We start from the raw sequence: 20,226 nt of genomic DNA, 5'->3' as shown, positions 1-20,226 counted from the left end.
GTTAGCGCCTCCGCTTGGCGCGGGGATCGAAAAGGTCGCGCAGGCCGTCCCCGAGCAGGTTGACGGCAAGGACCGTGACGGCAAGGCAGATGCCGGGGGCGAACACCGTCAATGGGGCGATGGCGAGATACAGCCGAGAGCTTGAAATCATGTTGCCCCAGCTCGGAATCTCGGGCGGCACGCCCACGCCGAGGAAGCTCAGCCCCGCCTCCGTCAGGATCGCGCTTGCGCAGACGCCGGCGCTCTGGACCATCAGCGACGGAATGGTGCTCGGCAGGATGTGCCGCCACAGCACTTTCGGCAGGCGCGCGCCGCCGCAGATCGCGGCCTCCACGTAGGGACGCTCGCGAACACCCAGAACCACCGAGCGAACCAGCCGTGCGATGCTTGGCGTCTCGGGGATTGCGATGGCGACGATGAGGATGCCGATGCCGGGGCCGGTCAGAGAAATGAGCGCAATAGCCAGCAGAATCGTCGGGATGGACATCAGGCCGTCCATGACCCGCATGGCGATGCTGTCGAACCCGCGGACATAGCCGGCAATGACTCCGATAAGCAGCCCGCCCAGAGCCGCGCCCGCCGCCGCCGTCAATCCCACCAAAAGTGAGATCCGGGCGCCGAACATCGTTCGTGCAAACACGTCACGGCCCAGATTATCGCTTCCGAACCACATCTCGGCCGAAGGCGGCTGAAGGCGTTTGAATGGATCCATGTTCAACGGATCGCCGGCGTAAAGCGGGGCAGCGAGTGCCAGAATGATCAGCAGCACCAACAGGCCGCCGCCTACAAGGACGAGCGGATGCCGCCTTGCCAGACGGGGAAGGTCAGATATTCGCAGCCGAGCCATCGGCGCGGCTTCAACTGGTGCGGAGATGAGCGTCATAATCAGTACCGGATTCGGGGATCGATCAGCGTATAGGCCAGATCGACCGCGAGATTGATAAGGACGTACAGACCTGAAGTCAGGATGAGCACGCTCTGAATGATGGGGTAATCGCGGTTGTTGATTGCATCGACCACCAAACGACCCACGCCAGGTATGTTGAACACCGTTTCCGTGATGACGACACCGCCAATCAGACCTGCGAAACTTAAGCCGATGACGGTGAGGATCGGGACACCCGCATTCTTCAGTGCGTGGTGGAAAAGCATGGCATAGGACGACGCGCCCTTGGCGGCGGCTGTTCGCATATAGTCTTCCGACAGAACCTCGAGCACGCTCGCCCGCGCGATCCGGGCGATGTAAGCAATGTAGGGAACACTCAAAGTCACTGTCGGCAGGATCAGGTGCACAAGCCACGGCCCCAAGCCATGGTCGATAGGCTGGTATCCTTGGACGGGCAGCCACCGTGTGCTGATCGCGAACAGGTATATGAGAAAGAAGCCGACGACAAACACCGGGACAGAATAACCAAGCGTCGCGAATGCCGTCAGGATGCGATCAACAAGACCGCCAGCTCGCCAGGCGGCAAGGATGCCGAAGGAGACCCCAATCGTCACCGAAACGATCATCGTCAGGATCGAGAGGGAAAGGGTCGGTTCAAGCCGCTGCGAGATCAGCTCGAGAACCGGTCGGCCGGCAAAGATCGAGGTGCCAAAATCGCCGCCGAGCATGTCCCGCACCCAACGCATGAACTGAACCGGCATAGGATCGTTCAGTCCCAACTGCTCGCGGATGCCGGCGATCATCTCCTCCGTGGCCGACCTACCGGCGATGATGGCCGCCGGGTCGCCGGGCGCAAGCCTGAGAAGCAGGAACACGAAAACTCCGACCATCGCCATGACGGCGATGGCCGAAACCATCCTGCGCAGGATGTAGGCACCCATCAGGCCGAGGCCTTCTGCATGTTCCACATCGGCACGATTTGAGGCATGCCAATGAGGCCGGTGAGCGTCTTGCGTCGCGCGATCGGCGAGACGTACTTTCCCAACCTCACATCGCCGACGAAATCCCACCATACTCTTTGCATCTTGCGGGCCAGCGCCTTGCGCTCTTCGAGCGATTCGACATCCGCCCATTTGACCCGCAGCGCCTCATATTCGTCGTTCATCGGCCAGCCGTACCAAGCCTTGTCGCCATTCGCGAGGAGGAATGGTGAGGCGAGCGGATTGCCGAGCGAATAATCGGGTTCCGACGTAATGAACACGCTCCAGCCCCCGTTCCCGACAGGGTCTTTGCTCGCCCGGCGCGTGGAAAGCTCACCCCAGGTCATCGACGCGAGCTCGGCGTTGACTCCAATCTTCCGCAACTCGGCCGCAAGAAACTGCGAGGCATTGTCGCCCTCGCGCCAGTCCGTCGCAGTGAGAATGACGACCTTCTCGCCGGCGTATCCCGCCTCCGCGAGGAACTGCTTAGCCTTTTCGGGGTCGCCACCCTCCTTGTACCATCCTGTGTTTTCGTCGTTGGACACTGGCGTAGCGTCTCCAAAGATCGAAGTGACCGTGTTGAAGTATTTTGGGTTGCCGAACGCGGCGCGCAACATCGCCTCCTGATCGATTAGGTGAAGCACCGCCTGGCGCACCTTGACGTTGTTGAATGGCGGCTGCAGGAAATTCATTCGCAGGACCATGTCCCACCCCCCCTTGTCCAGAACCTGGAGTTCAAGGTTGGAATCGCTCTCGATCACCGGGTAAAGATCGGCGGGCGGGTCCTGCAGGTAATCAATCTCGCCGGCTTGCAAGGCCGAGAGAGCAGTCTGCTGATCGGCGATATTGTCCCAAATGACGCGATCGACGTTGACGATCTTCCCGCCGGCCAATCCATCGGACGGCTCTTTGCGCGGCACGTATTTGTCGTTGCGGTCGTAGGTGAAACTCGCACCCGGCTTGGCGAGAGCTTCATTGAACCTGAACGGCCCCGACCCGATATTTGTGGTCACCTGTTCGGTTGCGGGGCGATTCGCATCCTTCTCGCGCATGATGAACAGGCACGGGGGCGTCAGGTCCGCCAAGACATCGATAAGAATCCCCATCGGCTCCTTGAGCGCGATCGTGAAGGTCTTGTCGTCCTTTTTCGAGATGTCTCTGGCGCGCGCCATGATCAGCTGCCCGCCGGGATGCACCTGGCCCCAGCGACGGATCGAGGCGACGCAGTCCGCCGCGGTGACAGGGGTGCCGTCGTGCCAGCCCAAGCCGTCCCGCAGCTCGAACGTATAGGTCCTCTTGTCGTCGGAAACGCCCCACTTCCCCACCATTTGCGGCTGCGGCATGAACTGGGAGTCGAGCGAGAAAAGCGTGTCGTAAATCCCCGCGCCATGATCAGCGGTAATGTTAGTCGCCGTCCAGATCGGATCGAAGACGCGGAGGTCACCCTTCACCATGCGGACCGTCCGTGCGGGGGTTGGCGCCGTCTGCGCCCGCAGAACGGACGGGATCGACACAGCCATTCCGGCCGCAATGCCTGCCTTGACGACGTCACGTCGAGAGATCCTCATGTTCATTCCCCTTTGATTTTGTTGTGCAACCCAATTCCAACTTCGTCATGCACCCCGCGGGCTTTCCTACCAGGCGCTGTCAGTTACACAGTGCAGCCATTTGGTACCTGCCTTGTGCCTTCGCTACTGGCACGAGCTTAATCGTGGGAGTCAGTCCCGTTTCCGCAAATAGGGCCGACAATTCGCAGGTATTCCGCGCCCAATAAGCACGATCCACCGAAAATGTCGGAACGTGCAGAGCGTCGCAGAGGCAGAAGTTGGCATTCCTGCCGATCAAGTAGCTGCACTATATCTCTCCGCGCCCCCCAGATCTCACCAGGATCAGCGTGCCATTCTGTCTCTCTCACGCGAACTCCATCGGTGGAGATTAGCTCGCGCTATCAGGATCGCGTTGACACGTTCGGCCACTTTTTTGACATCTGCCGCCATATCGACATTTGATGATGCTCAATCCCCACCTGCCAGTTAGTCGACACAGGCACGCGCGGCGGCCGAACCGCGAGCTGCAAACCGGTGAGCAGACACGGCTCATCAAGAGCATCAAGGCAATTCTCGCCCGCTTCGGCATTCGCGGCTTTCGCTTGAGCCTGCGGAATGCGGCCGACATGGTCATGGCCATCCGCGTAGCGGAGGGAGCGCCGCTGCCGGACAGCACCCGCGCCGAGTGGCACCGCTTGCTTAACTCGACATGCTCCACGAAATCCTGTCGCTTGGATTGCGTGATCGGCGCGCGGTGGCGCACTATCCCGGGGGGTTCGCGCAACGAGAGCGGCAAAGGCCGGCGCGAGAAGGGGCTGGCACGCGCCGGCGGATTTAACTGGGCTGGCGCTTTCTCCTCTTCCAGAAGGAGTGCGCTGGCCCAATGTTCCAGGCGCACGGCCGCCGGCCGCAAAGCCACGCGCAAGACGATGATCGTGGCCCTGGCGCGCAAGTTTGTGATTGCGCTGTGGCGCCTCGTCACCACGGGCGAGGCGCCACGGTTAACTACCGGGTGATTGTCGATGCGGTCTGGTGACGCCGTTGCCGAGTTCATAGCCCTCTCCGAGGTCGATTGCCTCATGACGATGTCAGGTCGAGCGCCTCGACGGCAGCGCGCCAGGATCAGGAGGCCAGACGCCTGGCGGCTCCTGATGTCGGTGCTTTGGTCGCCTGACCTATAGCAGCAATCGATACCCCGGAACGATTTTCAACTCCTCCAGGGACTTGATCGGGATGTGCAGCCTGCGCCTCTATATCGGAAGATCGGGCCATTGAATCTGGGGTCGCAAGCTGAGCGGCGTTCTTGGAAAAAAGCCGCTCATAACGGTAGCTTTGCGAGCATCATCATAACGACAGTCTGTTAGCCAAATCCTGCCATAAGCAGCGCCGCGTTGTTTGCCGCGTCATAGACTGGTAATCGAGTGGCCCTTCGTATTCTAGGCGAGACTCGCGGAAAAATTGTGCACTCGCATAGAATAGCTGCAACATTTTCATGCTTTTGGATCCGGGCAATGATGTCGTCGATGTCGGCTAGCACGTCGTCGACATGTACATTACCTTTCTCGGCCAACAGGTAGTCGTAGGTTGCTGTATCCTCCAGCCCTTCGACGACCAATCGCGATGGTTCTGCAATACCCAGCGTCGCAAAAATGCCCGCGTCTAAATGTCGTGAGTCGAACGTGAGTACTGCGATCTTCTTGTTCGCAGGGACATTCGATAGCAGTGTTGGAAGCAAAAGCAGGCTTGAAGTCGATACAGGCACCGATACGGCTGCTGCAATCGCTTGCTGGTATCGCACCGTAAAACCGCAGTCACAGGTGATTGCGTCGGCCCCTCCCCGTTCAAGTTCTTGGGCGGCCTTTACATACTCATCTTCCAACGCAGGGTCACCCGAGACAACATCGCGGGTCCATCCTCCTGGGATTGTTCTCAATATTGGGGGGACTCATAACGGCGCGAATCGGCAACCCCAAAGCCGAAGTCTGGATGTTGACCATGATATTCTCCACTGTTTGCCAGGCACAGCACCCCTAAGGTTTTCACGTTGTATCTCCTTCAGATAGTACGCTGCTGATGGTTCATTTCAGGGGCAGCCTGTCGGGCGACGCCGTTGTGCGATCTGATCCGTTGAAGATCTTTGCTCGCCTGGCGGCGGTCATGGATTGACCCCTTGGTGGATGGAGCTCAGTAGAAAAGCTTGCGCTCCATTTTCGTCAGGCGCTTCCCGCCCTCCGGTGTAACCACTATGCTTTCGCTAAACGGCAGGCCACGCGCCGAGGTGTACATATGGAACACCTGGTTTTGCTCCAGTTGCCAATCGCTTTCGGCCAGGAAGACGCGGGTGAAATCACTGGTGCGAGGTGGGCACTTGAGGCCGAGGGTATAGCCGGTGATAAAAGTGTAGCTGTCGCGCAATCCAGCCGACACTATCCCCTCGCGCACAACGCGGTCGACATCCTTTGCATTGGCGCCGGGCTTCATGGTGCGGAACTGCTCGTCTTGAATTCGGATGATCGTTTCCGCAGTCCGGACTTGTTCATCGGTTGGCGTACCGATTGCTTTCGGGCGCATCATTCGCGAGGTGTAGCCGCGAAAGTGTGGAACCGGTTCCACAAACACGATGTCCCCCTCCTCCAAGACGCGGTCGCCGAGCGAGGCGTGAAAAGATGTCGAAGGTCCTGACGAGATGACGGCGACCTGCGCATTGTCTGCGCCACTGCGCCACGCTTCGCTAGTCATGGCTGCGAATATCTCGCGCTCGTTGACACCTGACCGAGCTGCGTCGAAGGCCGCAGCAGCAGCACGGTCGCAGATCTCCGCGGCTACCATGAGGCAAGCAAGTTCGAGCGGGGATTTGACCAGCCGCATTTCCCACATGACACGGGAGAAATCGATGATCCTGGCGTTCGGCAGCAGGTTTTCAAGCTCCAATGCCCGGTTCACAGTGAGAAAATGGCTGTCGCGCTCGACGCCGATGGCCGAGGCTCCAAAACCGCGGGCTTTGATTGTCTCGGCCACGACTTTGATCGGATTTTCGCTATCGGCAAATGCCACGCAATCGCTGAGCCCACTCGCCCCGCTAAAGCTCGGAGCGTCGAGGCCGCGGATCACTGAGACCGGCTCTTGATCGAGGGGGATAAGCAAAGCTTGATACATGGCCGCTGTGGACCAGAAACCGCTGAAATAGGCCCTGTGTTCGGACTGGTCGACGACAAGGAGGTCGACCTGCCGCTCGGCCATGATCATGCGCAAGGCTGCGAGACGGGAGCGGAATTCTTCGACGGGAAAGGGTGGAGGGAAGAGTATAGACTGGTTCATTAAGTCAATCCTGGGTGATCACAGTTAAGAGGGGTCTAATAGAGCCGGGATTTGCTATTATCACCCGGGTGTCGACTATCGCGTCCCCGCGAGGCTGCATCACTTCTAGCGAAACCTAATCGAGAGCGAGACGCTCAATCCTGGTAGGCGGGCGAGTTCGTCATAGCCGCGTTGCGACGCGAGTCTGATATCGCCGACCACGTGTCAGCATTCGGGAAGTCATCCTGCGGCTCCCATCCTGCCGATCCTCGTCGTCGCGTGGGCACGAACCGCATCTCCGAACGCGCGGAAAATGCGCGCGGATGGTTCGTCGGATCTTACCCAGTATTCGGGATGCCACTGGACGCCTACGGCGAAACACCGGGCATTCCGCACCGACACCGCCTCCACAGTTCCGTCCTCGGCCACCGCTTCGACATCAAGCTGTGTCGCCAGTCGGTCGATTGCCTGGCGGTGAACGGAATTTACCTGAATTTTGCCTACGCCGAGCACAGCGGAGAGCCAGCTACCAGACTTGACGGTCAACGTCTGGCGGATAGCAAACTGCTCATGACGGCTATTGCTCGGCGGCGCCCGATGGTCAAGCGCGCCCGGCCGCTCCTGGATTTCGGTTGCCAGCGTGCCACCGAGTGCGACATTCATTTCCTGAAGGCCACGGCAGATGGCAAGCAGCGGAACCCCCCGGTCGATTGCATTGCGGATCAAAGGCAGAGTGGTTGAATCCCGCGCTGAGTCATAAGGGCCGTTTGCTTCACTCGAATCACCGCCATAAAGCGAAGGATGGACGTTCGAGCCTGACCCCGTAATCATCACGCCATCTACAGCGGCGAAGAGTTGGTCGAAGTCGAGCCGGTCGCCAACGGAAGGGACCACCAGAGGAATTACACCAGCCCCGGAGATCGCCGCCTCAAGATACTGTTGGGGCGCCGCGTGCCAATGATAGTTGTACAACTCGCAAACATCCGCCGAGACGGCAATAAGCGGCCGACTTGGCTGCGTTTTGCGGATCTTTTGCCCGACGGCAAATGCGTCGGCCTTTGCGTCTCCGCCCTCTCTCATTTTTTTGCGATCCTTAATCCTTCTCGTGTTTTTGTGGAGATGCGGCCCAACTTCACCGACTTGAGCATAAGGGCGCGTGGTCACAGCCAATGAAGCGTTTGCGACTCACGAGTTCGGTGCGGTCCCGTCAGGGTCTGATAACTCAATGCCGTTCTCAATGGCGATGTCGGTGCCGAAAGGGTTCGAAAGCTTCTGGAGACGCTCTAGCCAAAGCCGGGATGCTGACCTTGGTCAGAGGCCGCGCCACGATCAGGTCGAGGTGCCGAAATCGCGGCCGAGCATGTCCCGCACCCAACGTATGAACTGAACCGGCATAGGATCGTTCAGGCCCAACTGCTCGCGGATGCCGGCGATCATCTGCTCCGTGGCCGACCTGCCGGCGATGATTGCCGCCGGGTCGCCGGGCGCCAGTCTGAGAAGCAGGAATACGAAAACTCCGACCATAGCATGACGGCGATGGCCGAAACCATCCTGCGAAGGATGTAGGCACCCATCAGGCCGAGGCCTTCTGCATGTTCCACATCGGCACGATTTGAGGCATGCCAATGACGCCAGTCAGCGTCTTGCGTCGCGCGATCGGCGAGACGTACTTTCCCAACCTCACATCGCCGACGAAATCCCACCATACTTTTTGCATCTTGCGGGCCAGTGCCTTGCGCTCCTCGAGCAATTCGACATCCGCCCGTCTATCAGCCTGCCATTCAGCCTCTCACGCCAGCTCCGATGTTGAGATTAGCTAGCGCCATTAGGAACGCGTTGACAATTTCGGCCATTGTTTTGACATCTGCCGCCACATGCATATTGATGATATGCGCGTGGCATCTGGGCAATGCCTTCAAAGGAAGAGGATTCCCAAAATCCGGCCACGTGTCTCCAAACCTTGGTGGAGCCATTATGAGCAAGACGGTTTTCTCCCGAAGTACGCGCCCGAGCGGTGTGCTTGGTTTCGATCACGAGAATGAGAGCATTCATCACGCTGGGCGGCAGTCTCATCGATCGCGGCCAAGATTGGCTGCACGGCGCAGACGCTCAGTGAGTGGGTGAAGAAGGCGGAGGTGGACAGCGGCGTTCGCACCGGTCTTCCACCGAGGTCGCTGAGAAGCTGAATGCCTGGAACGTGAGAATCGGGAGCTGCGTCGGGCCACCGAGATACTGCGCAAGAAGTCAGCTTATTTTGGCCAGGCGGAGCTCGACCGCCGGTTCAAGCGATGATCGCGTTCATCGACGATCACGCGAGGCGCATGGGCCGAGCCGATCTGCAAGCTGCTGCCGATCGCCCCGTCGACCTAAACGACCATGTTGCCAAGCGGCACGATCGCTCCCGGTTGTCGGCAGGGCGAAGCGCGACGAGCCGCTCAAGGTCCAGGTGCGGCGCGTGTTCGAGGAGAACTTCGGTGTCTACGGCGTGCGCAAGGTCTGGCGGCAGCTCGAGCGGGAAGGCTTCGACGCGTCGCCCGCTGCACGGTGTCCCGGCTGATGCGGGAAATGAATCTCGAAGGGCGGTCGGCGGCACCTGCAATCCAAGAGGCCGGGACCTCTACCGGCGGAGTACGGAACCTGCAGGTTGCGTGCCTATTCTCGGCCTCGGCCGCGGATACCAGAGTATTGGAAGAGTTCGGCTAGCGTGTGCTGCCCGTACTTCGCCAATGCACGGGCGATATCCCCATACCAGCTAAAGGCTTTTCATATTTCACGTGAGTCTAACGCAAATGCATGTAGCAAGTCGGGCGATATCTCGCTCTTATTCACACACATATCGCCGATTGGCAAATTCATCTTTCCCCTTGAAACGACTTTTGGGGCAAAGCCGCCTCACATATCAGCCGGACGTGTTGAACCTGCGGACAACATTCTCGAGGATGCGCGAAACCGGTCCCTCGAAGCCGTTTCGCCAAAGGCTGCCGCAGAAGTGATCGATCCGACGGAAAACACTGCCCCTCCCATAGGTTGGTCGAAATAGACGATCTCGGCCCGCAACTGAGGCTCATTGGGCCGAACCTTCCCAGGCGGATCGCCCTCGATTGTGCCCCGACGCACGATCAGCTCTTCTGGAACCAGCTCGAAAGAAGCGGGCTCATCCTCCGATCGGGCAAGGATAACGGCATTTTCTGTTGTCCCGAGCGCGAAATCTGTGCAGTCGAGCTCGTAGCCCGCGGCGCCACCACCCGAAAGGCCCTAATCTCCGATAACGTCCTCTTCAATCCCTTCGAAGATCCAGGCATGGGACGGATCGCGCGATGCCGGCAAGCGGCGGAAATGCGTGCCCTCGAAATCGCCTTGCCCCACGAAGCCGACACCGACGAGCATCTGTGGCGGGCGCCGGTTGCGCCTCCACAGCCCACCTAACCGCCTTAATGCACGGCGATAAGCTTTTGACGGCCTGAAGCGACGCTGTGGTCGCCGTTGCGGTGCTTTTCCACGCGCCTCGTCAGGCGCCGGAATTGCTCCGTCGTGATGGCAGGCGGGGGTTTGCAGGTTGCGGTCGACGGGTTCGTTTCGGGGCGTCTGCGCCCCATCGTTATGTCGCGAGTTGGGGGATGCGATCGAGGACGATGCGCAGGATGCGCTGGTCGGGGCACGATGTCGGCAGGTGCAGGCGGATTTGCGATTTCATCTCGACCACCCGCGCAGCGATTTTGATGAGGCGCAATCGCAGCGTGTCGAATTGGGCGACGGCAAAGCTCGAGCGCCTCGGCATCGCGGCCCGCAAGCCCCACATCAACCAGTAAGCACCGGCATGCAGGAATAGCCGGAACTGGTTGGCCGTCGCTCTGGTGCAGGATGTGCGGTCGGCGGCAAGATGCGTCTTCCGCGACTTGATGTGGTTCTCGGCCGCGCCGCGCCGGCAGTAGACATCCTCGTAGAGCGCCTTGGCCTTCCCACCGGCAAGGTTGGTGACGACGAAGCGGGTGTCGGCTCCTTTGGCGCCGACCTCGACCCGCGCGATGATGCGCTCGACGCGGCTCCAACTGGCGGCGCCGTCAACGAACTCCTTGAACCTGCGGACCTTGCCTGTCTTGGCCGACGCTTCGAAGCGCGCCGTCGTGCTGGCCTCCAGATCCGCGACATGCTTGCGCAGGGTCGTGGTGGGCGCGAGGCCAAAGATGAAGTCGACGTCGTTGGCGCGGCACCAGTCGATGACCTGCGGGCTGCAATAATGGCTATCGCCGCGGAGCAGGATTCGAATGTTCGGCCAGTTGATCCGGATCGCCCGCACCAGACGGCGCAGGTGGGGGCGGATCTCAGCTCCACTCGGCCGCTTGGCCGGTCGCAGGATCGCGCTGACGAACCGTCCCGCACCATCGAACACTACGATCGGCTGGAAGCCGTACTCGTCATGGTGGGCATTGAACAGGCGAAGCTGTTGGCCTCCGTGCACAGCGTCGAAGGTGTCGTCAATGTCGAGTACGATCCGCTTCGGCACCTGCCGGAACGAGGCGCAATAGAGATCGACCATCGCCCGCCCCATCGCAACCAGCTCCCGCACGCCGGGCAGGTTCTCCAGCCGGCACAGCGTCGATTGCGACGCCAGATCCCGACCCGACGGCAGCGCATCCTGGGCCATCTTGAAGACCGGATCGCGGCGCAGCCGGTTGGCGTCGTTGCCGTCCTCGTAGCCGGCGGCAATCATCTTCATGCGAAAGCCGATCATGTCCGCCAGGCTGTGGACGACCTGGTCCGGGCAGCGCGGATCGTCGATGCAACGCGCCAGACGCTCGGCCACCCGCAACCGCTTTTCCACCTCGGCCAAAGCCAGAACGCCGCTGTTGGACGACAGCATGCCGCCGTCGAAACGGGCGACGACGGACTTGCCGCCGACTGATGACAAACCGCTCAGCGGCAGCGTAAGATCGTTCATGGTGGGTGTGGTCTCCGGGAAATGGTTCGGATCGGCTTAAGCAACCAAATCCTAAGTCATTTCAACGGCTTGCGCCACATCCACCAACCCCCATGAATTTTTCAGGCTAACTGGCCGTCGAGCGCGTGAAAATATTCGCCGGGCTCTGCCGCCCACAAGCGTATACCTCCTTCGGCGCGCCTGAGTTCGAAGAGATGCGGTGTCTTCTTGTCGCGCGCGATGCGCCAATAAAAGCCATTGCCACCGAGATAAGCCAGCCTCCCGCCATTCTCCGTGTACGCCTGCAAAGCATCGAGCGTGCCTAGCGTGTGATATTCGGGATGCGTGCCCGTCAGAACAACGCGGTAAGGGGTGAGAAGCGCGACACCTTCATCGTCGAGATCCTCATCCGTCACAACATCAAAGGAAAAGCCTTTAGCCGCGAGCCACGCGAGGATATGCGTATCGGCAGGATAGTGCCGCAAGCCCGAGCCGCGCTTGTCATTGATGCTGACGAAGCCTGGCCGCATCGTTAGGATGGGGCGACGGCGCGAAGTGAAGGCGATGCCGCTTCCGTCGCGATGGAGGTTGTAGGTCGAGCCTCCGTACTCCGGATGCTGGTCCGGATTGTGCGGATAAGCACCCCATTGGCGGACACGCTCGTGGTAATCGGCGTCGGCCCCACCTCGCCGATCGTTTGCATAGGCCTGATAGGTGAACGTCGGAGCAAGAAATGCGATCGGTGCGAAAGGCCCCTGGCGCTTTGGGACGACGTAGAAGGGCAGCCAGTCCTCGCCGTCACGACAGGTCAGGTGAAACGCATAGGCACCGCTGGGCATATCCTCCGGAACGGTCCAGGTGAAATCAGGCTGCCATTGGCAATCGTCGAGATCGTCGTCGTGGAAATGGATGGCGGCGTAATCGCGCGGTGCGTTGCGCCAGCACACTTCTCGCCCGCTCCATTTCGCGCCGACCACCGCGCGCATCGGCTGGTTCACGAGTTGCCCGTGATATTTTCCCGGGCCCCACATCAATCACGCTTGAAGTGTCGATCCTTTGCGAGAAGTCCCAGGCGGCGAGCAATTCGCTACCCAGTTGGTTCATCTCCGCCAAAGGATTGGCGAAGTCTTCGACGCAGCCGCGCAAAATCGCCGGATCCTCGAGCTTGCCCGTGAAATGGCGTTGCGGCGCGAGCGCGCGCTCGGCCGCGAAGAGGACTGTGCCCGAAGAAGGCAAGCTCACACCTGCGGCATGCCCGTTGACCTTAACAGGTTCGCCTTTGTCGAGCGGCTGCTGCCCGAGCACCACGCGTCCGGAGGCTGGGTCAATAGCGAGCCAGAGGCGATACCACGCTTTCGGTCTGAGTGGCACCTTCGTTGCAAGCTCAAGTGACCCTTCCGGCCATGCGATTGAGGCCTCAGCGCCAGATGGGCCGTGGAAAGAACGACGGCGTGGTCGCCCGCTTCCTTGGCCAACAGGGCAGCCGAGGGATCGAGCACGCCTGGCTGGACCAGCAGCGTCCAGGTGCAGGCCGCTCGGGGATCCCTCGCGGGGCCGGTCTCAATGATGCCGTGCGAGCCGAGCCTGACGTCCTGACGGCGCCCGTCATGGCTTTGGTCGAGAAGATGCGACAAGTCCTCGAAGCGCATTCCTGGGCCCCGAGGATTCGGGTCAGCGCTGATAACGCGCAGGACACGCGTGCGATAGGGACCGGGCTCCCGCAGGCTCACATGCGCGACGAATGTCTCCCCGGGGCGGTGGGAGAAGCGATCGAGATAGCCGGTGATCGGGATTTCGGTTGCGCGCATGTTTTGCTGCCTCTGCTATGCTGGACGGGCTGTCGCTCGGGCTACTTCAAGAATCAATGCGTCATTGTGGTCATCGCAGCGAGTTGGGGCCGCAATCTGATCACAACCGACGTCGTTCTCGATGGCGATCTCGGTCCAAAATGGCTTCGAGAGTGTCTGTAGACGCTCGAGAATGGCTTTTGCTTGCTGCGTGGGTACGAGACCTGGAATGCCGCGATTTGCAAACCTCTTCGACTGACCGAGTTCGATCGGCCATAGCCGCAATTCGGGAAGCTGGTTCTGCTCGAATCGGCTGACGGCGATGACGCTTCCCAAAAGACCGGGTCTGAATAGCCTGCCATTTCGGCAAGTTTCACCTCGGCATCCGTGTCGACCCGAGGGTCCTTGGCGTAGTCGCTGAACAGTCGGCACCCGAGGGGGGCCCGAGGTCGTCCTGGAAGAAGTGTTCATTCTGATCTCCATCTGCGCAGGATGCACCGGCATGACTAGGCTGGGACCTTTTGCATGTTCCATAACGGGTGCAATGACGGCACGCCGATGAGGTCCGTCAGGGTCTTGCGACGCGCATCTGACAAGACAAATTGACCTACCTGAACCTGAGGCACATAGTTCCACCACACTCGCTGCATCTTGCGCGCCAGCGCCTTGCGCTCTTCAAGCGTTTCGACATCCGCCCATTTGAGCCTAAGAGCCTCATATTCGTCGTTCTTCGGCCAGCCGTACCAACCTTTTTCGCCATTCATGGGCAGGATATTGTTGATGATAACTTGACCGAAGCTCGCTTCCGAATCGGTACTAATGAAGATGCTCCAGCCGCCGTTCTCAACGGGGTCCTTTTTCGCGCGACGGGCGGCAACCCCAGCCCAGTCGCTTGGAGCAAGCTCTGCATTGACGCCAATCTTCTTCAATGTGGCTGCGAGAAGCTGAGAGGCATTGCTTCCCTGCGCCCAGTCCGTGGGCTGCAGGATGACGACTTTCTCGCCTGAGTATCCCGCCTCCTTGAACAGTTGCTTGGCCTTTTCTGGATCGCCGCCTTTCTTGAACCATCCCGTATTTTCGTCGTTGGATACCGGCGTTTCGTTTCCAAACATCGAAGTTACGGTGCGAAAGTATTTTGGGTTGCCATACGCGGCGCGCAACATAGCCTCCTGGTCGACCAGATGAAGCATCGCCTGGCGAGCCTTCACATTATCGAACGGCTTTTGCAGACAGTTCATGCGCACGAACATGTCGACCCCCCACTTGTCCCCAAGCCAAAGGTCGAGGTTGGGATCGCTCTCGATCACCGGGTAAAGATCGACCGGCGGCGCCGCAATGTAATCAACCTCACCCGCTTGCAAGGCAGCTACGGCAGTCTGCTCATCGGAAATGTTTTCCAAGACGACCCGATCAACCTTGACGATCTTTCCGCCGGCAAATCCGTCGGGTGCCTCGTTGCGTGGTACGTAATTTTCATTGCGGTCGTAGGTGAAGCTCGCGCCCGGCTTGGCAAGAGCGTGATTGAACTTGAATGGCCCCGATCCAATATTTGCGGTCACCTGCTCGGTTGCCGGGATACTCGCGTCCTTCTCGCGCATAATAAATGGGCCACCGCGGCCCAGGACGTAGAGCAGCGCCCCAAACGGTTCTTTGAGCGTGACCGTGAAGGTCTTGTTGTCCTTTGTCGAGATATCCGTGGCCCGCGACATAAGGAGTTGCCCGCCGGGAGACACTTGGGCCCACCGGCGAATCGAGGCAACGCAGTCTGCCGCAGTGACGGGGGTGCCATCGTGCCAGCCCAGACCATCGCGGAGTTCGAACGTATAGGCCTTCTTGTCGTCCGAGATGCCCCACTTCCCCACCATCTGCGGATGCGGCTCAAAGTTCGAGTCGGACCCGAACAACGTATCGTAAATTGCATAGGCATGGTCATGGGTAGAGTCGGTCGTTGTAACGAGCGGATCGAACACACTGATATTGCCTATAACCATGCGGACCGTCCGGTCGGAGGATGGTGATGTCTGCGCCCGCAGAACGGACGGGATCGACACAGCCATTCCGGCAGCGATACCGGTCTTGATGATTTCGCGTCGAGAGATTGTCATGCTTAAGTTCCCCTTTTGATTTTGTGGTGCAACCTATTCCAACTGGTCATGCGCCCAGCGGCCTTCCTAGCTATAGCTAGAAGGCGCTGTCAGTTACCCGGTACAGCAATTAGGTCCTTGTGCGTCGCTTCGCAGATGCACATTGGCGAGCCTATCGGGGAAATCAGTCCCGTTTCCCGCAATTTGGGTCAAGAATGCGCAGGTATCCCGCGCCCAGTCACGGCGAACCACCGAAAATTTGTCGCGGCGTGTGGAGCGTCGCAAAGGCAGAGTTGGCGCATTCCTACCGACCAGTACCTGCACTTTCTCTGTCCGCTCTCCGTCCAGATTGCACAAGTATCTGTCTGCCATTCTGCCTCTCTCACGCGAGTTCCATTGAGTGAGATTAGCTCGCGCCATTAGGATCGCGTTGACACTTTCTGCCATTATTTTGACATCTGCCGACATATCGGCATTTAGCGATGCCGAATCTGCCGAAGCCCGAGATCGAGCGCCTCTTCGCCGAGAACTTCGAGGGAGATGGCGCGCAAGGTCGGCAGCTCAACCGGGCGCACATCCCGGTGGCACGCGGCACCGTCGAGCGCCTGATGGCCGGCTTCGCTTTCAGGCTGTCATCCACGGCAAACCGGTCCGCACCGATGCAGGACCATGTCCGCTCGTGAACCGGGTCTTCCATGCCCGACGGCGAACATGCTCCGCTCTCGGACTTCACATGCGTGAGCACCTGGTCAGGCTTCCCTCTGCGCGGCCCTTCGTGATCGACGCCTGTGCTCGGCGCATCGTCAGGTGGCGGGCTAGCCGAATGGCGCCATGCAAACATCGTCACCGATGCTCTCGAGCAGGCCTTTCACGAACGGCGGGCCCGTTCATCGCGTCGGGTCTGGTGCAGCATACCGATCGCGCTACACCGAACACCTGGCCAAGGCGAACATCAAGACGTCTGTCACCGGCGTCGGTGACAGCCACGACAACGCTCTCGCCGGGACGATGAACGGCCTTCACAAGCCCCAAGTCATCATCGGCGCGGTTCGTGACGCAGCTTGGAGCTTGTCGAGTTCGCCACGCTGACCTGGTGCAACAATCGCCGGCTGCCGGAGCCCATCGGCAACGTCCCGCCGGCCGAAGCCGAGGAACGCTACTACGCCATGCAGCGAGAGCCGGCCATCGCTGCGTGACTCTCATATGTGGAACGGCCCTTCAGGCAAGTGCTTTCTTCAGACAACTCATCACACGGGAACGGTGCGGTCATATGTCCGGCCTTTCAGCGCGGTTCAGGACCGCTGGCCTCGATGAAATCCGCCATGCGAGGGGCTGATCAAACGAACGCGCTGTGGGCGCATTGAGTCACGCAGCCTCTCTCGCCTCGGGATTTCGTCCCATGGAATCATCGTCTGTTTCGTGCACCTCGCCTCTGCAGGCTACCGCACCGGTCAGTTCGTTGGGGTCGTCTTCAGCTCAAGCGCTCGCTACGCTGTTTTCCGCCTCAAGACCCCGATATGTCCCGCCCTTGGTCAGAAGCGCCCAGATGATCCGGGCCATCTTGTTGGCGAGCGCGACAGCCACGGCCTTGTAGGGCCGCCGCTTCAGAAGACCATTCAGCCATTTCGGCGTTTTATCGTTGCCCCGCATATGCCGCAGGACAGAAGTCGCACCGAGCACCAGCAGGGAGCGAAGCTCCGCATTGCCCATCTTCGATATTCCTCCAAGCCGCTCTTTGCCTCCGCTCGAATGGGACCTGGGCGTCAATCCCAACCAGGCGGCGAAGTGACGGCCGGATTTGAACCCACCGGGATCTGGAACAAGCGCCTTGACAGAAGCCGCTGTGATTCCTCCGACACCTGGTATCGTAGCCATCCGCCGCATATCCCCGTCACGTCTTGCCTCACGAACAATCTCCCGCTCGAGATCATCGATCTGTCGCATCAGCGCCTCGATCTGATCGGCGATGGCCGATAAAGCCAAACGCAGCCTTCGGCAAGCGAGCATCGGTCTCATCGCGCACGATATCGATCAACCCCGCAACTTTCGCCGTGCTGATCCGGCGATGATGCCCAATTCCGATAAATGAGCCCGCAGCGCATTGATCACCTGAGTTCGCTGACGAACTAGGCTTCGTGGACAAAGCTTGACGCTAGACTCGGTCGCTGATTCAAGGCTGTCTTTTGGAGGCAGCGTTGGGCGAGCGGATTGGTGTATCGGACGAGGAATGGGCACTGATCGGGCCGCTGCTGCCAGCAGAGCGGGGTCGAGGGTGCCGTCCGGCGCAGGATAATCGGCGCTATTTCGAAGGCATGATGTGGATGGCCCGAACCGGGGCGCAATGGCGTCATCTGCCTGATGAATATGGCAAGTGGAACAGCGTCTTCCGCCGATACCGGCGATGGGTCGCGACGGGGGTGTTCGATGCGCTGCTCGAAACGCTCGCCGAGATGGTGGAACGCGATGCCACCGCCGACATGATCGATAGCACCGTTGTCCGGGCACATCATTGTGCAGTCGGCATAAAAGGGGACTCAGGAAACTGAGGCGCTTGGCCGATCGCGCGGCGGCTTCACCACCAAACTCCATGCGCGGTGCGACGGAAAAGGCCGACCTCTCGGCTTCGTCCTGACACCTGGCCAGGCGCATGATATTCAAGGCTTCGGCCGCTGTTTCGAATGATCGCCGACCGTATCGAGGCGCTCCTGGCGGACAAGGGTTATGACTCCGACGCTATCCGCGAAGAGATCGCCAAAGCCGGCGTCCAAGCGGTCATCCCCGCCAAAAGCAACCGCCGCGCCCCCATCCCGCATGATCGCGAGAAATACCGTTGGCGCAACCTCGTCGAACGCCTGTTTAACAAGCTGAAGAATTGGCGCCGTATTGCCACACGCTACGACAAGACCAAGGAATCCTATCTTGGCTTCGTGGCGCTCGCCTCAATCAAACTATGGCTGCCCTTTGTCCACGAAGCCTAGAAGGCCGCGCGTCGTCAGCACCATCGCTGCCGCCTGCTGCTCGGCCGTTTTGACCGGAACAAAGCGCATCGTCTTGCGGATCACGGCCTCACTGATCGCCTCGGCATCGGCGGCGTCCGTCTTGCCCCGCTTCACGAACGGCTTGACATAGGCCGGCGGGATCAGCCGCACCTCCTGACCAAGTGCTGCGATCTCGCACGCCCAGTAATGCGAACCGCCGCAGCCCTCAAGGCCGACCAGACACGCAGGCTGCTTCTCGAAAACCGTAGCACCTCGGCGCGGCGGAGCTTCCGGTTGACGATTGGAGAACCCTCGGCGTCAGCGCCGTGGATCTGAAAAACCTGCTTGGCCAAATCCAGCCCGATGGTGGTAATATGCGTCACGGAACGGCTCCTACCTTGTGGCCACGTCTTAGCACTCTGATGCTGCGGTAGCGGGCCGTTCCACATGGGGTAATCGCGGGAGAGAGTCGCCCTGAAACCAAATCATAACCTGGGAGGGTGGCTGTTCCTCGATAAGATGGAAATACGGGCTCACGACTGGACGCCGGGCCCAAGCATCTAAGGGAGAACAGCCATGGAAGAATATATCGGGCTCGACGTGTCGATGAAAGAGACGGCGGTTTCTATTCGACGTGAAGGCAAGCGCGTTTGGCGCGGAAAGTGTGCATCCGATCCAAAGATGATTGCCGAGCTTGTCCGCAAGCGTGCACCGTCCGCCAAGCGCGTCGTGTTCGAAACCGGCCCTCTATCCGTATGGTTCTATCACGGACTGCGTGAAGAGGGTTTGCCGGCGATCTGCATCGATGCTCGTCATGCCAAAGCAGCGCTCGACATGGCCGCGAAAAAAACCGACGCGAACGATGCTGACGGTTTGGCGCATCTTGCAGAAGTGGGGTTCTTTCGTGAGGTGCGCGTGAAGGGGTTCGACAGCATGCTGACGCGCACGCTCGTGGCGGCACGCACCAGGCTGGTCAGGATCACCACCGAACTCTCAAATCAGATCCGCGGCATCATGAAGACGTTCGGATTGCTGGTTCCCGCGGGCAAGGGAAGCACGTTCGAGAAGAATGTCCGCAGTCTCCTCGTCGATCGGGACGGGTTCGCTCCTATCGTGTTGCCGATGCTGGAAGCTTGGCGCAGCATGCGCATAAGGGCTGCTGAACTCGGGCGCCAGCTTGTTGCTGCCGCGCGCCAAAACGGAGCATGTCAGATCCTCATGTCGATTCCCGGCGTCGGCGCGATCACCGCAACCTCCTTCGCGACCGCCATTGAGGATCCTGACAACTTCAAGAAATCTCGCTCTGTCGGCGCTTGGCTCGGCCTGACGACCCGGCGATACCAATCGGGAGAAGTCGACTATGACGGCCACATATCCCGACGTGGCGATCGTCATTTGCGAGGGCTTCTCTACGAAGCGGCGACAGTCATCCTGACCCGCAGCTCGGCCGACAGCAGCCTGCGGACATGGGGCCTCAAACTCAGGGAGCGGGTAGGCTTCAAACGAGCCGCCGTTGCCGTAGCACGAAAACTGGCGGTGACAATGCATGCCATGCTCAAAACCGGCGAGTACTTCGATCGGACCGCCGGAGCGATAGCGTGATCGCTTTACGAATAGCGTTCAGTCTCTGAGCGCGCCGAGGCGTCCCTGCCGGGACGTGGGCAGAGCCATTCCGCTTGATGGGGTGCACCGCTGGCTCAGCATAGTGCGTCGTCCACATTTGAAGGCTCCTCCCGCGAAGCTCCGTCA

Annotated in this window: 14 protein-coding genes, 6 pseudogenes and 1 other annotated feature; of the genes and pseudogenes, 5 read left to right on the top strand and 15 right to left on the bottom strand. The window is 60.0% G+C overall.

Annotated features, from left to right (window positions below):
• Position 1: 1 nt before the first annotated feature.
• Genes ACZYHG_RS35500 through ACZYHG_RS35490 form a run of 3 tightly spaced genes read right to left on the bottom strand, consistent with a single transcriptional unit; the run spans position 2 to position 3,434 of the window.
• Entirely contained in the window at positions 2-883 is an 882-nt protein-coding gene (locus ACZYHG_RS35500; RefSeq protein WP_464614964.1) for an ABC transporter permease, read from the bottom strand.
• A gap of 2 nt (positions 884-885) precedes the next feature.
• Positions 886-1,827: an ABC transporter permease gene (locus tag ACZYHG_RS35495; protein WP_464615030.1), complete on the bottom strand. Its 942-nt coding sequence runs from the start codon at positions 1,825-1,827 to the stop codon at positions 886-888.
• Positions 1,827-3,434, bottom strand: a complete 1,608-nt coding sequence (locus ACZYHG_RS35490; RefSeq protein WP_464615370.1) for an ABC transporter substrate-binding protein — start codon at positions 3,432-3,434, stop codon at positions 1,827-1,829. Before ACZYHG_RS35490 ends, ACZYHG_RS35495 begins: the two co-directional genes overlap by 1 nt.
• Positions 3,435-3,874: 440 nt before the next feature.
• Here ACZYHG_RS35490 and ACZYHG_RS35485 point away from each other — a divergent pair, with 440 nt between their 5' ends.
• A complete protein-coding gene (locus tag ACZYHG_RS35485; RefSeq protein WP_464615029.1) occupies positions 3,875-4,429 on the top strand; it encodes a transposase in 555 nt (184 codons plus the stop codon).
• Positions 4,430-4,773: 344 nt separating this feature from the next.
• On the opposite strand, the gene ACZYHG_RS35480 is transcribed toward ACZYHG_RS35485, so the two are convergent.
• From ACZYHG_RS35480 to ACZYHG_RS35460, 5 genes and pseudogenes are all read right to left on the bottom strand, one after another.
• Positions 4,774-5,292 (bottom strand): aspartate/glutamate racemase family protein, encoded by a 519-nt coding sequence (locus ACZYHG_RS35480; RefSeq protein WP_464615028.1) that lies wholly within the window; start codon positions 5,290-5,292, stop codon positions 4,774-4,776.
• A gap of 305 nt (positions 5,293-5,597) precedes the next feature.
• On the bottom strand, positions 5,598-6,731 hold the full coding sequence (locus ACZYHG_RS35475) for a M24 family metallopeptidase (RefSeq protein WP_464615027.1): 1,134 nt from the start codon (positions 6,729-6,731) through the stop codon (positions 5,598-5,600).
• 219 nt (positions 6,732-6,950) lie between these two features.
• Positions 6,951-7,790 carry a gamma-glutamyl-gamma-aminobutyrate hydrolase family protein gene (locus tag ACZYHG_RS35470; RefSeq protein ID WP_464615026.1) on the bottom strand — a complete coding sequence of 280 codons (840 nt, stop codon included), beginning with the start codon at positions 7,788-7,790 and terminating at the stop codon, positions 6,951-6,953.
• 255 nt (positions 7,791-8,045) lie between these two features.
• Positions 8,046-8,284: pseudogene (locus ACZYHG_RS35465) on the bottom strand (ABC transporter permease); the annotation flags it as partial.
• Complete coding sequence (locus ACZYHG_RS35460) at positions 8,284-8,460, bottom strand: hypothetical protein (RefSeq protein ID WP_464615025.1); 177 nt, start codon at positions 8,458-8,460, stop codon at positions 8,284-8,286. The gene ACZYHG_RS35460 and the pseudogene ACZYHG_RS35465, both read right to left, overlap by 1 nt.
• Before the next feature lie 264 nt (positions 8,461-8,724).
• On the opposite strand from ACZYHG_RS35460, the pseudogene ACZYHG_RS35455 reads away from it, so the two are divergent.
• Positions 8,725-9,290: pseudogene (locus tag ACZYHG_RS35455) on the top strand (IS3 family transposase); the annotation flags it as partial.
• Positions 8,957-9,071: a sequence feature (AL1L pseudoknot), on the top strand. It overlaps the preceding pseudogene by 115 nt.
• A gap of 675 nt (positions 9,291-9,965) precedes the next feature.
• Here the strand turns inward: ACZYHG_RS35455 and ACZYHG_RS35450 are convergent.
• The 5 genes from ACZYHG_RS35450 to ACZYHG_RS35430 form a co-directional block, all read right to left on the bottom strand.
• A complete protein-coding gene (locus tag ACZYHG_RS35450) occupies positions 9,966-10,127 on the bottom strand; it encodes a hypothetical protein (protein ID WP_464615369.1) in 162 nt (53 codons plus the stop codon).
• Positions 10,128-10,308: 181 nt separating this feature from the next.
• A complete protein-coding gene (locus ACZYHG_RS35445; protein ID WP_464615024.1) occupies positions 10,309-11,649 on the bottom strand; it encodes an IS1380 family transposase in 1,341 nt (446 codons plus the stop codon).
• A 101-nt stretch (positions 11,650-11,750) separates the two neighbouring features.
• Positions 11,751-12,626 carry a N,N-dimethylformamidase beta subunit family domain-containing protein gene (locus ACZYHG_RS35440; RefSeq protein WP_464615023.1) on the bottom strand — a complete coding sequence of 292 codons (876 nt, stop codon included), beginning with the start codon at positions 12,624-12,626 and terminating at the stop codon, positions 11,751-11,753.
• A gap of 240 nt (positions 12,627-12,866) precedes the next feature.
• A complete protein-coding gene (locus ACZYHG_RS35435) occupies positions 12,867-13,436 on the bottom strand; it encodes a hypothetical protein (RefSeq protein ID WP_464615022.1) in 570 nt (189 codons plus the stop codon).
• 485 nt (positions 13,437-13,921) lie between these two features.
• On the bottom strand, positions 13,922-15,520 hold the full coding sequence (locus ACZYHG_RS35430) for an ABC transporter substrate-binding protein (protein WP_464615021.1): 1,599 nt from the start codon (positions 15,518-15,520) through the stop codon (positions 13,922-13,924).
• A 476-nt stretch (positions 15,521-15,996) separates the two neighbouring features.
• Here ACZYHG_RS35430 and ACZYHG_RS35425 point away from each other — a divergent pair.
• A pseudogene (locus tag ACZYHG_RS35425) lies at positions 15,997-16,695 on the top strand (DDE-type integrase/transposase/recombinase); the annotation flags it as partial.
• A gap of 280 nt (positions 16,696-16,975) precedes the next feature.
• Here ACZYHG_RS35425 and ACZYHG_RS35420 read toward each other — a convergent pair.
• A pseudogene (locus tag ACZYHG_RS35420) lies at positions 16,976-17,629 on the bottom strand (IS110 family RNA-guided transposase); the annotation flags it as partial.
• A gap of 65 nt (positions 17,630-17,694) precedes the next feature.
• On the opposite strand from ACZYHG_RS35420, the pseudogene ACZYHG_RS35415 reads away from it, so the two are divergent.
• Positions 17,695-18,477, top strand: a pseudogene (locus tag ACZYHG_RS35415) (IS5 family transposase).
• On the opposite strand, the pseudogene ACZYHG_RS35410 reads toward ACZYHG_RS35415, so the two are convergent.
• Positions 18,475-18,860 (bottom strand): annotated as a pseudogene (locus ACZYHG_RS35410) (IS110 family transposase); the annotation flags it as partial. The pseudogenes ACZYHG_RS35415 and ACZYHG_RS35410 sit on opposite strands and share 3 nt — an antisense overlap.
• A gap of 193 nt (positions 18,861-19,053) precedes the next feature.
• On the opposite strand from ACZYHG_RS35410, the gene ACZYHG_RS35405 reads away from it, so the two are divergent.
• Positions 19,054-20,079: an IS110 family RNA-guided transposase gene (locus ACZYHG_RS35405; protein ID WP_464615020.1), complete on the top strand. Its 1,026-nt coding sequence runs from the start codon at positions 19,054-19,056 to the stop codon at positions 20,077-20,079.
• Positions 20,080-20,226: the final 147 nt, after the last annotated feature.

It is taken from the genome of Mesorhizobium subarcticum (assembly GCF_055456085.1).
Note: the sequence above shows the minus strand (reverse complement) of the source record. Positions and strands in the feature narration are given on the sequence as shown.